This is a genomic window from Streptomyces sp. NPDC044106, assembly GCF_056433985.1.
This window is the reverse complement of sequence record NZ_JBWKFZ010000005.1, coordinates 206,506-219,700: the sequence shown is the minus strand read 5'-3', so window position 1 is coordinate 219,700 and position 13,195 is coordinate 206,506. Positions and strand designations below refer to the sequence as shown.

The 13,195-nt window shown below is 71.0% G+C and carries 10 protein-coding genes and 2 pseudogenes; 6 read left to right on the top strand and 6 right to left on the bottom strand.

Features of this window, described 5'->3' with window-relative positions; genetic code table 11:
• Positions 1 to 88: 88 nt before the first annotated feature.
• A complete protein-coding gene (locus tag AC07DI_RS10615; RefSeq protein WP_478903665.1) occupies positions 89 to 1,273 on the bottom strand; it encodes a spore photoproduct lyase family protein in 1,185 nt (394 codons plus the stop codon).
• 353 nt (positions 1,274 to 1,626) lie between these two features.
• Between AC07DI_RS10615 and AC07DI_RS10610 the strand changes: the two genes are divergently transcribed.
• From AC07DI_RS10610 to AC07DI_RS10600, 3 genes are all read left to right on the top strand, one after another.
• The gene (locus AC07DI_RS10610) at positions 1,627 to 4,137 is read left to right on the top strand and encodes a protein kinase domain-containing protein (RefSeq protein ID WP_478903663.1); all 2,511 of its coding nucleotides are present in this window, start codon (positions 1,627 to 1,629) and stop codon (positions 4,135 to 4,137) included.
• 35 nt (positions 4,138 to 4,172) lie between these two features.
• The gene (locus tag AC07DI_RS10605) at positions 4,173 to 6,455 is read left to right on the top strand and encodes a protein kinase domain-containing protein (protein WP_478903661.1); all 2,283 of its coding nucleotides are present in this window, start codon (positions 4,173 to 4,175) and stop codon (positions 6,453 to 6,455) included.
• 145 nt (positions 6,456 to 6,600) lie between these two features.
• Positions 6,601 to 7,014 carry an SRPBCC family protein gene (locus AC07DI_RS10600; RefSeq protein WP_384263855.1) on the top strand — a complete coding sequence of 138 codons (414 nt, stop codon included), beginning with the start codon at positions 6,601 to 6,603 and terminating at the stop codon, positions 7,012 to 7,014.
• 44 nt (positions 7,015 to 7,058) lie between these two features.
• On the opposite strand, the gene AC07DI_RS10595 is transcribed toward AC07DI_RS10600, so the two are convergent.
• A complete protein-coding gene (locus AC07DI_RS10595; protein ID WP_478903659.1) occupies positions 7,059 to 8,039 on the bottom strand; it encodes a TIGR03557 family F420-dependent LLM class oxidoreductase in 981 nt (326 codons plus the stop codon).
• 143 nt (positions 8,040 to 8,182) lie between these two features.
• Here AC07DI_RS10595 and AC07DI_RS10590 point away from each other — a divergent pair, with 143 nt between their 5' ends.
• The 3 genes and pseudogenes from AC07DI_RS10590 (at position 8,183) to AC07DI_RS10580 (ending at position 9,611) form a co-directional block, all read left to right on the top strand.
• Complete coding sequence (locus AC07DI_RS10590; RefSeq protein ID WP_478903657.1) at positions 8,183 to 8,479, top strand: hypothetical protein; 297 nt, start codon at positions 8,183 to 8,185, stop codon at positions 8,477 to 8,479.
• A pseudogene (locus AC07DI_RS10585) lies at positions 8,476 to 8,873 on the top strand (DNA-binding protein). Before AC07DI_RS10590 ends, AC07DI_RS10585 begins: the two are co-directional and overlap by 4 nt.
• 327 nt (positions 8,874 to 9,200) lie before the next feature.
• Complete coding sequence (locus AC07DI_RS10580; RefSeq protein WP_384260041.1) at positions 9,201 to 9,611, top strand: STAS domain-containing protein; 411 nt, start codon at positions 9,201 to 9,203, stop codon at positions 9,609 to 9,611.
• Between the two features lie 155 nt (positions 9,612 to 9,766).
• On the opposite strand, the gene AC07DI_RS10575 is transcribed toward AC07DI_RS10580, so the two are convergent.
• The 4 genes and pseudogenes from AC07DI_RS10575 to AC07DI_RS10560 form a co-directional block, all read right to left on the bottom strand.
• Complete coding sequence (locus tag AC07DI_RS10575) at positions 9,767 to 10,654, bottom strand: slipin family protein (RefSeq protein WP_384260044.1); 888 nt, start codon at positions 10,652 to 10,654, stop codon at positions 9,767 to 9,769.
• 367 nt (positions 10,655 to 11,021) lie between these two features.
• Positions 11,022 to 11,600: a DUF5994 family protein gene (locus tag AC07DI_RS10570; protein ID WP_478903654.1), complete on the bottom strand. Its 579-nt coding sequence runs from the start codon at positions 11,598 to 11,600 to the stop codon at positions 11,022 to 11,024.
• 251 nt (positions 11,601 to 11,851) lie between these two features.
• Positions 11,852 to 12,202: pseudogene (locus AC07DI_RS10565) on the bottom strand (hemolysin III family protein); the annotation flags it as partial.
• A gap of 201 nt (positions 12,203 to 12,403) precedes the next feature.
• Positions 12,404 to 12,991 (bottom strand): hypothetical protein, encoded by a 588-nt coding sequence (locus AC07DI_RS10560; protein ID WP_478903652.1) that lies wholly within the window; start codon positions 12,989 to 12,991, stop codon positions 12,404 to 12,406.
• Between the last annotated feature and the right edge of the window lie 204 nt (positions 12,992 to 13,195).

The window sequence follows — 13,195 nt, the reverse complement described above, 5'->3', positions numbered from 1 at the left end:
GGCCCCGCGATCCGAACCGGTCGCGGGGCCGTTGCAACTGCTCAGCGCCCCGTCGCCGAAGCCAACGCCCGCAGCAGGGGCTCGCTGCTCAGAACGCGTATCTGATGCGCAGCCACGGCGCGTGGTCGGTCAGCAGATCCTGCATACGCGCCAGGGCGTTCCGCTTGACCTCAAGGGCGTAGCGCACGTTGAGCGCCCCGTTCTGCGAACGCTTCGTCTCCTGGAAGTCCGGCTGCCACAGCACCTCCTCCGCGCGCGGGTGCCAGCCCAGGTTGACCTCATGGAGTGCCTGATTGTGGGTCAGCATGATGACCTCGGCCGCCGCCTGCTCCTTCACCCGGGCGGGCAGTACGTCGTCGAGGTGGTCGAGCAGGTCGGCCCAGTCCCGCTGCCAGCCGGGGCGCAGTACGACGGGGGAAAGGTTGAAGTGGACCTCGTAGCCGGAGTCGAGGAAGTCGGCAGCCGCGGCGATCCGCTCGGCGATCGGGCTGGTACGGATGTCGAGCAGACGGGCATCGTCGGCGGGCATGAGGGAGAAGCGCACTCGGGTACGCCCTTGGGGGGCGAGCGCGAGCAGATCAGGGTTGACGAACTTGGTCGCGAAGGACGCCTTCGCCGTCGGGAGACCGCGGAACGCGGCGATGAGGTCCGCGGTGTTGTCGCAGACCAGCGCGTCGACGGAGCAGTCGCCGTTCTCGCCGATGTCGTAGACCCATGAGTGGGGGTCGCACTGGTTGGGTTCCGTCTTGGGGCCCTGGGCCCGCACGTGGCGCCGGACGTGGGCGACGATCGCCTCGATGTTGGTGAAGAGCGTGATGGGGTTGGCGTAGCCCTTGCGGCGGGGGACGTAGCAGTAGGCGCAGGCCATCGCGCAGCCGTTGGAGGGACCCGGCGCGATCCAGTCGGCCGATCTGCCGTTGGGGCGTGTGGCGAGCGTGTGCTTGACCCCGAGGACGAGCGTCTCGGTCTTGACGCGGACCCACCGGGAGATGTTGCCGTCGTTGCCGTGCAGGGAGGGAATGCGCCAGTGCCCGGCGACCTCCGTCACCCGTACTCCCGGCAACCGGGCCATGATCTGCTCCCCGCGCGGCGAGTCGAGCGCCGCGGGTTCGGCGTAGACCTCTCGTACGTCGAGCATCCGCCGCGCCCGGGGGGTGTCGCGGAACGCCGGCGCCCTGTGCGCGGAGTCCGACGCGGCGGCTTCCTCCCCCCACCCGAAGAGCGCCTGCTGTTCGGGCACCCCGGGGGCAGCCCCTGCCGGCGGCTGATCCACGTGCCGTCCCTTTCCGTGCCAGGCTTCTCCAGAGCAGAGCGCTGCCGTCGGCCTCACCATCGGGGCTAGCCGTCGGCCTTCTTGTTCCTCTTCTTGCCCTTGGCCACGACGCGCACGCTCCCTCGGTGACGGCCCCCGACGGACGACAGACGATGTTCTTCACTGTCCCGCCCTTCGGGGCCGGGCGCATCCCGACGTGGCATGCAGTGCTCGACTGCACGCAGGGCGCACTTCCGTGTCAGGGGTAACGTGGTCCGGACGAGGGGGAATTGTCATGGGCGCGGGGATATCGGGGGACGGGGCGGATGATCGGTCAGTTGCGTGATGCGTCGCCTCGGCGAATCGGACCGTACGTGACGCTGGCCCGGCTGGGAGCGGGCGGAATGGGCGAGGTCTTCCTGGCACGCCCCGCCGATGCCCCCGCATTCGGGCCCGCGGACCTCGTCGCCGTCAAGGCCATCCGCAACGAACTGGCGACGGACGACATGTTCCGGCGGCGCTTCAGGCGCGAGGCGGAGGTCGCGGCGTCCGTCGACAGCCCCTTCGTGGCGCGGCTGGTGGCGAGCGAGGCCGAAGGGGAAGCGCCGTGGCTGGCCACGGAGTATGTTCCCGGCCCCGACCTCGCCGAGGCCGTGCGCCGGCACGGACCCCTGCCGCCCGGCGCGGTCGCCGCACTCGGCGCGGGCGTGGCGCGGGCGCTGACGGCGGTGCACGCGGCGGGCGCCCTGCACCGCGACCTCAAGCCGGGCAACGTACTGCTCGGCAGGGACGGCCCCAAGCTGATCGATTTCGGCGTGGCACGGGTGCAGACCGCCACGACCATGACCCGCTCCGGCCTGCTCGTCGGCACGCCCGGTTTCATGTCGCCGGAGCACGTGGCGGGCGGCAGGCATGTGGTGGCGGCATCGGACGTGTTCTGCCTGGCCTCGGTGCTCACCTACGCGGTGACGGGAAGGGATCCCTTCGGGGACGGGCCGATGGCCGCCGTGCTGTACCGGGTCTCGCGGGCCGAAGCCGACCTCGGCGCCATGCCGGGCGAGTTGCGGGACATTCTGTCGGCGTGCCTCACGCGGGACCCGGGCGAGCGGCCAGGCGTGGCGGAGGTCGCCGAACGGTTCGTACGGCTGCGGGACGCGGCCACGGACGCCCAGTGGCCCCGGGCGGTGCGGGACGCGGTCGGCGAGACGCTGCGGGACGTGGAGCAGCTGTGCGCGTCGGGGCTGCCGCTGCTGCCGGCCCCGCTCTGGCCTGAACCGGAGGCCGGGCGTCCGGCGACGGCGTTGGGCAGCCCCGCCACCGCGCCGGGGCATCCACCCACCGCACCTGGACCTCCGGTCACCGCACCGGAGCCGCGTGACGCCCTCGGCATGCATCAGCTGCCGACGATGAGCGGCTCACCGCCGCCCGCCCCCGCGGCCCGGCCACGCCGCCGTACCTCGCGCGTACTGCTGGCCACGGTCGCCGCGGCCGTGCTTGCGGGCGCGCTGGGCGGGGCGCTCACCGTATGGGCGCCCTGGCAGTCCGAGTCCGGCGGCGGCGAAAGGACCGCGCCGGGGAAGGCGGGTGCGGGCGCTGCCGACCCGGCCGCCGTGCGGAGACTGATCGCGCAGGCCGGTGTCGACGCGCAAGGCACGGCCGACCGGTCCGGGGCGGTGAAGCAGGTGGCCGCCCAGCGTCCCAAGGGGTGGAAGGCGTGGCGGGGCAGCCTCAGCCACTCCCCCATGAGCTGCGCCGCCGACACCCGCGCCATCGTCTGCCTGCTGACCAACGGCACGTACGAGGCGGTGAGCGCGGTCGACGGAAAGCGGCTGTGGAAGTCCGGCGAGGTCGATCCCGAGGGCGGTGTGGACGAGGCGTACATCGGGCCGAGCGGCGCCTACTTCAGACCGGGTGACGTGGTCGAACCGCAGGTGCGCGGTGGCAGGGCGGTCATCGCCCACGACGGTGTGCTCCAGGTCCGCGACTCCGTGACGGGCGGTGTCATCTGGGACGCGCCGGCCCCGCACGGCGCCGGCGCGTTCACCCTGCAACCGCTCCTGGACGACGACACGCTCCTGGTCACCGCGGAGGGTTCGTACGTGGACGAGGGCTCCATCGCCTCGCTGCACGCCTACGACCTCGACCGCGGGCGCCCGCTGTGGCACGAGAAGCTCGGCACCCCGCTCAGGGCCAAGGCCGACATCAACCGCTACCAGATGCGGGCCCTGCGCGACGGAGTCGTCTACGCCGACCAGAAGGACGCTCTGGTGGCGTACGACGCGAGGACCGGTGATGAACTCGGCCGGACCGGGAGCGAGTGCCGGACGGTGCTCGTCGGCGAGGACGTGCTGTGCACGCCGTTCAGCGGCGCCGACTCCGCGACCGATGCCCACCCGCCACGCGTGACGACCCTGCAACTGAAGGCCCGCACGCTGAAGGAGGCGGACAAGTCGTTCTCCTACCCGAAGACCGACAGGTACGGGCCGGGCACGAGTCCGACGGCCGTGAACCGCGCCGTCGCAGTCGCCGTCGACCCCGACAAGGGCAGCGTGCTCGTCACCGACCGGGGTACCGGAAATGTGCTGCGTTCCGCGAAGCTGCCCGGAGGGAACGTCCCCGCCTCCGCGCCGCTGGTGCTCGGCGGGCGCGCCGTCTACGCGGACAGCGCCGCCCTCTACACGCTGCCGCTCGACGCAGGCGGCGGAAAGGCGGCGCGACACCCCGTGCCCGGCGCTCCCGGTGACCGGCCCGAGCCCCCGCCGAACGTCAACGGCACGGTCATCTCGGAGATGCTGCGCGCACCGACCGTCCTGGCCCTGGGCGGCGTCGCCCACATCATCTACGACGAGGGCAGGATCTCGTCGGTGGCCCTCCCCCCGTCGTAGATGATGTGGGCGACGCCGCCGAGTCGAGGAGATCCATGCTCACCCCTCTGCCACCGGGCCGCACCCGACGCATCGGCCCCTACCGCCTCCTCGCCACGATCGGGGCCGGCGGCATGGGCGAGGTCTACCTCGCCCGGGCGGAGGCGGGGACGTCTCGGCGACTGGTCGCACTCAAAGCCGTACGGCAGGATCTCGACGCAAGCCTCGACGACGCGTTCCGTGTCCGCTTCCGGCGGGAGATGGCGGCGGCCCGCGCGGTCACCGGGCCGTACACCGCGGCCCTGCTCGACGGAGACGCGGACGCCGAACTCCCATGGCTGGCAACGGAGTACGTGCCAGGGCCCTCGCTCGCCGACACGGTGGCCCGCCGGGGGCCGCTGCCCGCGGCGACGGTCCGCGCGCTGGGGGCGGGCCTGGCCCGCGCGCTCGCCGCGGTGCACGCGTGCGAGGTACTGCACCGCGACCTGAAGCCGGGGAACGTGCTGCTCACGCCCGACGGCCCCCGCCTGATCGACTTCGGCATCGCGCGGGCCTTCGAGGCGACGGCCCTGACGGCGACGGGCATGCTCGTGGGCACGCCGGGATTCATGGCTCCGGAGCAGATCGAGGGCTCGCACGCGGTCGTCCCCGCCTCGGACGTCTTCTCGCTCGGAGCACTCCTGTGTCACGCGGCGACGGGCCACGGCCCCTTCGACGACCCGGAGTTCGCCTCGGTCGTCTTCCGCATCTCGCAGGGCGACGCGGACCTCTCCGGTGTGCCGGACGAGCTGCGCGGCATCGTCGCCGAGTGCCTGGACGTCGATCCGGCTCGCCGCCCCACACCTGCCGCACTCGCCGAACGCCTGGGCCGCGGCCCCGCGACGGCTCCCTTCCCCTGGCCGTCCGACGTGCTGTCCCTGTTCGCCGAGTACCGTCTTGCCGCATCCCGGTTCGAGCCGTCCGTGGCGGATGCCCCGGCCCCGCCGGCAGCCCCGCCCGCCCTGGGGTCGTTCGGTCCGGCGCCGGTGCCGCGACGGCGCCGTCGCGTGCCGTGGGCCGTGGCGTCCGCCGCGGCCGCCACGGTGATCGCCGTGGCGGCGGTCGTCCTGCCGGACGCTCTTGCGGAAGATCCGGCGGACGCGCACGTCGCGAGTCCGAGTCCGGACCCGAGTCCGCGGCCGGACACCGGGGGGCGGCCCGACCGTGCGGTCACCGCCTACGGCAACGAGGGCCACTCCGGCGAGTTCGGCACGTCGGCCGTGCGCGCGACCGCACTGCCCGCGGGCTGGCAGCCGTGGTCGCGCAAGAAGCCGAGAGGCGTGGACGGCATGGGCAAGGGCTGCGTCATCGCGCGGTCCACGCTCGTGTGCCGGGACGGACGGGGCGCGGCGACCGCCCTGGACACGGCCACGGGCAAGGACCGCTGGAAGTCTCCCGGCTTCCGGGGGAAGCCGACCGGCGTCCAGGAGATCCCTCCCGGGACGGACGGCGAGCGGGTCTTCGTCCCCAGCGAACTGGGCGTGCGGGGCATCGACCTGGCGACGGGTGACGAGGTCTGGCGGCACGAGGCTCCCGGGGGTGCGGGGGTGATATCCATGACGTACGCGCAAGGGGTGCTGTACACGGCCCAGTTCGACGGCGAGGCCGCGGCCACCCCGTACACGACGGTCCTGCGGGCCCGCCGCGCGAGCACGGGGAGGCAGCTCTGGGAGACACGGATCGACGGCAAACCCCGGGGCTCGCTGCTCGTACAGGGCGACCGGCTGTACGCGGCCCTGGAGTCCGGCGGCGCCATCGCCCTCTCCACCGGGACCGGTGACGAGAAGGCCAAGGTGTCGAAGCCCGGGTGCGGCGACCTCATGGGGTACCACGGTGCGGTGCTGTGCTGGTCAGTGGAGCGCGCGGGCGTGAGTGTGCTCGACGGCGACACTCTTGCCTCCCGCCGCACGATCGGGGGCACGAAGCGGCCCGACGTCGCGCCCGTCGTCGGCGAGAAGGGCGTACTGGTCATCGCGAACACGGACAAGAAGGCGGAACTTCTGGACCGCCTCACGGCGTACGACTACAAGTCCGGCAAGGAGCTCTGGGACCTCCCGGCCCGCGCCAACCCCAGCGCCCTCGGCCTCTCCGGCGACCGGCTCCTGCTCGTCGGCTCCTACGAGATCCGCACCGTGCCCCTCGGCGGCGATGCCGAGAACGCCACTCAGCGGACGGTTCCCACCACCGACACGAAGGCGATCGACGGCCTCCGGCCCACCCTGACGACTCCGCTCTACCTCGGTGGCGCGGTCTTCGCGGAGTCCATCGAGGGGCGCTTCGTCTCCGGGCGCGCCCTCTGATCCGACCGCGCCCCATGACGCGCTACGGGGCCGTCGGTGTGACCGGCTCTCGGGGTGGCCGGTTCCGGCCCGCTGTGGTCGAATGGGACGCGCATAACGCACATAACGCCTACTCGGTGTCCCCGAGCCCAGGAACGGTGTACCGATGACCGAGTACGAACGTTCGCGCACGATGCCCGCACTGCCGGAGCACGTTTTCGACCAGGCCGCCGACGTCGACCAGATGAACACGTGGCTGCCGCAGGAGCTGCACGTGGACGCCGGTGAGCCGCCCGCCGTCACCGTGCACGAGGACCGCACCGACCAGGACGTGTCCGCCCTGCTGCGGGCCCAGCGGGACCAGATGCGGCTCGAGTGGGGCACCCGCGAACAGGGCGGCTACACCGGCTGGCTCCAGGTCGCCGGCATGGACAGCGGCACCAGCGAGGTCACGGTGCATCTGTCGTTCTTCGAGGAGGGGCACGACCCGGGGGAACAGGCCGTGCACACCGCCCTCGACCGCAGCCTCCAGCGGCTGGAGGAACAGGTGCGGCTGCGCGTCGACAACGCGGCCGGCTGAGGGCCGCTCCCTCAGAGCCTGTCCGGGGAGGCGCAAGCGCCGGTTCAGCCCTGACCGTCACGCGGGCTCAACTGCCGCATCCGGCCGTCGAGTTCGCGCTGGTAGAAGTCGATGAAACCGTCCGGGTCGGGGCCCGCGTTCTGCATGACCAGGTTGTCGAAGCCCGCGTCCACGAACTTCTGCGCCACCTCGACGAACCGTGCCGGATCCGTGCCGCAGGCGAACTTCTCCAGGATGTCCTCCTCGCGCACGGTCGTCGTCGCGGCGTCGAAGTTGACCGGGTTGGGCAGCTCGCTCATGACCTTCCAGCCGGTCATGGCCCACCGCGACGTCTCCAGGGCGGCCTTCGCCCCGGCGTGCTCGTCGGGCGCCCACGCCATCGGCACCTCCGCGTACCGCGGCCCGGAACCGCCCGCCTCCCGGTACTGCCGGACGATCTCGGGCTTGTCCTCCGTGGCGAACAGACCGTCCCCCAGCTCCGCGGCGAGGGCCGTCGACGCCTTGCCGCTGGCGGCCACCGCGATCAGCGGGAGCCTCTCGGGGAGGTCGAACACCCGGGCGTCCGACAGCTTCAGGTGCTTCCCCTCGTACGACCGGTATCCACCGCTCCACAGCAGCCGGATGATCTCCAGGGCCTCCCTGAACATCTCGTGCCGGGTGGAGACGGCGTCCGGGAAGCCCACACCCGTGACGTGCTCGTTGAGCCGTTCGCCCGAGCCGAGGCCGAGGACGAACCGGCCCTCCGACAGCAGGGCGAGCGTGGCGGCCGCCTGGGCGATGATCGCCGGGTGGTAGCGCACTGTCGGGCACGTCACGCCGGTCGCCAGTTCGATCCGTTCGGTCTTCGCCGCGATGCTGCCAAGCACCGTCCAGGCGAACGGCGAATGCCCCTGGTTGTCGAGCCAGGGGTGGTAGTGATCGCTGATCTCGACGAAGTCGAAGCCCGCCCGCTCCGCCAGAACCGCCTGCCGCACGAGTTCTGCCGGGCCGAAGGCCTCGGCGGCCAGCTTGTAGCCGATCTTCATGTGCTCTCGTCTCCTCACGCGTCAGCGCCGCTTTTGTCCGCATAGAGGTACCCGCAGACATTCGGGCATAACGCGCACATCCCTCGAGGCCACGCCGACGGCGGCTACGGCTACGGCAACCGCGCGGCGCCGGTAGGGGGACGGTGGGTGGCCGCCGTCAGGCAGGCCGTCACCTCTCTCCCGATGGCGGACCCAGCAGCGGCGTCTCCGTCTCCCTCACCGCCGGCACTCTCCAGGCAATCCGCGAGCGGGTGGGCAAGCGCGGCGTGTCCGCGTACCTGGAGAGGGCCGCCCAACGCCAGATCGAGCGCGACAACCTGGACGAGCTGATCGCCGACTTCGACGACGTCAACGGCCCGGCCGAGCCAGCCGTCGTGGCCGCCAAGCGGGCCAAGCTCACCGGGGCCACTCCCTCTTCCGGCGCCGGGGCATCCGCGTGAGCGGCGCCCTCATCCTCGACAGTGAGGGCTTGGGCAAGGCCGACCAGCGGGACCGCGAGGTTCACGAGTGGCTCACCGCCGCCCGTGAAGCGGACCTCCCCGTCGTCACCTCCGCCGCCGTGCTCGTCGAGGTGATCCACCCGAAGGTCGATGACACGACCTTGAAGTGGACGCTGTCCCGGCTGCGAGTCGAACCCGTCACCCAAGCCCTCGCCCAGTCCGCTGCCGCCCCGCTGCGCGCGGCCGGGCTGCACGGTCACAAGTACGCCATCGACGCCATGCTCTGCGTCACCGTCCTCGCTCACCCGGCCACATCACGATCCTGACCTCGGATGTCGAGGACATCGCCGAGCTCACCGCCGACCACGCGCGGATCGCCCACGAGAAGGTCTAGCGCCGCCGGCGCAAGCGCAAGCGCTCCACACGCCACCAGCGCCGATCCGCCTGGTCGATGAGGTACTGGCGACCACGACCTCGTCGTCGGCGGTCAGTCCGAAGGAGACAACGAAGGCTCCGCGCCGCTCTACGGCAAGTCGGCCCCGCCTGGCTGTCAGCCGGGACACGCATGCCTACTCCTCACTCGTTCGAGTCTGGGTTCCCACAAGCCGCTTCACCTCCACGCCCGGCGGCGTAGCTTCAGGTGGTTGGCTCGGGCCCCGGTCCCTGGTGAGGGCTTTCTCAGCCCATCCATTCGTGCACCTCCCCCTGGATCGAGGGCGTCATGCCCAACCCTCCGCGCACATCACTGCTCGATACCCACAGGCATGGACACAGCGTTGTCGCCACACTGCACGGTGAGATCGACCTGCTGACGGCGCCGGCGCTCAGTGCCCTGTTGGCGCCACTGACCACGTGCGCGCGGCCGGATGTGCTGGTCGACCTGCGGCAGGTCGCCTTCATCGACGGAACGGGCCTCGCGGTCCTCGCGGTTGCCCGCGATGCCGCTTCCGCGCACGACGGGCGCCTTCGTTTGATCTGCACGCACCCCCTCACTCTGCGGATCCTGCACCACCCTGAGCTGGGATTCGACTTCGACGTCCTCGAGGGCCTTCCCGCGAGAGCCTGGTCAGGCAGACGGTGTTCGTGTGCGGACCGGCGGCCCGATGCAGCTGGATCCCGTGATGGGCGATGAGGATCCGGCGGGGCAAGGCGGGACCACGTGGCGGCGTTCACGGTCACATGGGCGTTCTGTGGCCAGCTGTGCGGCAGCATGCGGATCGTCGATGCCCTTGCCTACAGCGGGAGTTGGACCTGGACGAGGTGCGGGCAGGGGCCGAGGGCACGGGGTCAGACCTGCTGTGGGACCGGGCCGGGCTTGTGGTTCGGTCCGGGATCGTGACTCGACTCGGCGAGGGCGGCCGGGTCCGCAGGTGTGGGCGGAGCCGGTGTCGGCACCGCCGTGGCGGCTGCGGACTCCCTGCTGAGGAAGGCGCCCAGTTCGCCGATGGTGCTCATCAGCGGGGCGGGGAAGACGACGGTGGTGTTCTTGTCGACGCCGATCTCCACGAGGCTCTGCAAGTTGCGGAGCTGGAGGGCCAGAGGGTGCGCCATCATGGTGTCCGAGGCGTCTCCGAGTGCCGCGGCGGCGAGCGATTCGCCTTCCGCGTTGATGATCTTCGCCCTCTTCTCCCGCTCCGCCTCGGCCTGGCGGGCCATCGCGCGCTTCATGCCGTCGGGCAGCTGGATGTCCTTGAGTTCGACCAGGGTGACCTCCACACCCCACTCGACGGTGGCGACGTCGAGGATCGCGCGGATGTCGAGGTTGATGCGGTCGGTCTCCGACAGGGTCTCGTCCAGCGTGTGACGGCCGACGACCTTGCGCAGGGTGGTCTGGGCGATCTGGTTGGTCGCGGCGTGGACGTTCTCGATGGCGACGACCGACTTCACGGCGTCCACGACGCGGAAGTACGCGACGGCCGATACGTCGACACTGACGTTGTCGCGGGTGATGATGCCCTGCGACTGGATCGGCATCGTGACGACGCGCAGCGACACCCGGTGCAGGACGTCGACGAACGGAACGATGACGCGCAGTCCGGGAGTTCGCGTTCCGGCCAGGCGTCCGAGCCGGAAGAGGACCCCTTTCTCGTACTGCTTGACGATCTTGAGGGCCATCGCGAGCCCCAGCAGGGCGAGCAGACCAATGACGACGATGAGGATGATCAGGAGCTGCATGTGCGCCTCTCTTCGGCGGGGGCCGTGCAATCGTGCGGTCGACCGCACGTCCCAGGAAGGAAGTGTGCGTCGGGTCAGCGCTGCCCGTGTGCCCGGTGGGTGCGGCGGCGTGGGCGCAGGCGCCCTCGGCCTCCGTCCCGGTGATCGCGGCGCTCGGGAGCGGAGGACGGCCGGGGCAGGCTCGGGAGCGGTCGGGCGGTGCTTACGCGAGCGCCTCGGCCGGTGGGCTGAGAGCGGCTGTAGTGGTGCAGTGCGATCCTGTCGGCGCGCTGGGCGTCGAGCCGCTGGATCACGTACGCCGCCCCCATGACCAGGATCAGCAGGGCCCCGACGGTCCCCCCGACGGTCATAGACGTATCCATGGCGATCACGCCTCTGTTCCCGGACGGACGGCCAGGGTCATGGCGGCCGCGTGGGTCGAGGACGCGCCGCCCTCGTACTCCCACGTCTCTTCGGGGCTCTGCATCCGGCCGGCGGACGAGTCGCCGTGGCGGGCTTCCTCCGCGGCCAGCAGTGCGCTCGCGGTCAGGGCCGCCCCCGTGGGGGAGCTCGCGGCGGCCATCAGCCGGGCGGCGGCGGCAGGGCGGGTCTCAGGTGGGATCACCAGCAGGTCCCAGCGTCCGACACTGTAGGAGAGCAGCAGGACCTTGTGCGGGTCGAGCTCCGTGGTGAACCAGCCGACATTCACCACATGCCCGTGGACGGGCACCTTGCGCGGGATCACGGGCCAGTGGGTGGGATTGACGGCGATGCGGGTGATGCGCCCCCAGCGCGGGTCCAGCACGTCGGTCAGATCGGGCAGTTCACGCAGCAGATCGCGGGAGCGGGGCCACCACGCGCCGTCCAGCAGGCCGCAAGGGGTGCCCGGGGCTTTCAGCGAGAGGCGGACGGCCGTTACGGCGGGGTCCGCGGGCGGCGGTGGAAGAAGGCTGATGGTCGCGGACATGGCGCGAACCCGTCTCCAACCAGCTGCCCGAAAGCAGGTGGCCGGTGTATTTGCTCACCGAGAACGACTAGGGCGCGATGGCCGGTGTACGACATGCTCTCGGTGTCTCCAGCCTACTCCCCGGTCAGGGGCAACGGACCGTGCGAAGCGGCCGGGTTCGCACAGCACGGTCCGGCGGTCCGGCGGTCCGGCGGTCCGGCGGTCCGGCGGTCCGGCGGTCCGGCGGTCCGGCGGTCCGGCGGTCCGGCGGTCCGGCGGTCCGGCGGAAGGAGGACCACCGCGAGGGGCGTACAGGTTCCGGCAATGATCAGGAAGATGTTGGCATGGTCGAGACGTCGCAGAAGAGCCTCGCCGAGCGGCCCCGAAGTGCCGCGGTGGTGAATGGCGATCGTCCCGAACAACAGCCAGGCGGTGACCGAGTACACGACGCAGGCCACGGCCGCCTGCCGGGTTGGAGCCAGGCAGCTGAGCACAGTGCCTGCGATCAGCGCGGCGGGGGCCATCCCGGCATGGAGCCAACCTCGCAGCTTCGGTTTGATCGGTTCGGCCAGGTCGGCCACCCGCTCCGCACCCTGCTGCTCATGTCGCACCAGGCGGAGCACATCGGCTGCTCATGACAACGATCTCCACGAAGCGCACAGACACCTCATAGTGCTGAGCCGTCGATGAGGTGATCAGCCGCGCGGAGCGACTGATCACCTCGGTGGAATTCCTCGACGCGCTCCCCATGCGGCTGTGGTGAGATTCAGGAGCGGGTGACCGGGCACAACGCGCAGGTTTCACGCCACCCGATGGGCTTCGGTTCAGGCGTTCGGTGACGTGCCGAGATCGACATCATTGAGCTCCGCTGCCGAGTTGACCTTCACCGAACTGGGCTTGCTGAGAGTTTTCCCGAAACATACGGACCACGAGTTCGCCCCAACTCCCGATGAGGCGCACTCCCAAAGACCCAGGGGAGTGACAGGGGCGGCGGTATACAAGTCCACGATTGCTCGCGCACTGTAGAGACTGGAGCGGTTGTTGCGCACGATCACTGCCGCCCGGACGCTGCCCCCGCCTGACGACCTGATCGCACAGACCTGCGCGAGCACAGAGGCGGCGACCGTCTTGCTGCCGGCGCACTTCCACGTGTCGGGGCTGGAGGTGATCGGATTCGTGTTGCCGTAAGCACGCCAGGTGCCGACATCCGCAGCCGCGGCGGGGCCGAGATCCGCAGCCGCGGCGGGGCCGAGATCCGCAGCCGCGGCGGGGCCGACGGTTGCCAGACTCAGTCCGAGAACGGCAGTGACGGCGACTATCGAACCTGCGCCCGTTCGCTTAACTCGCATGCCGACCCCGCCGACCGTCCTCGTGCGGCTCTTCGCCTTCGAGGTGTCCTTCAGTCTCACCATGACAATCACTCCCAGGTTCTTCGGGTAACGGGTGCCCGACCACACGTGGTGCGGAGGCAACCGCCTCAGATCGGGCAGTGCATGTTGCTGCCGTCGTTCGGCACCACGACTCAACCACGCGTGGACCTCGCGCCGGAAAGCATTCGAGCCAGTTCGAATCCAGCACACCGTGGTTGAAACTCGCTGCCGCGTCGGGACGGCACC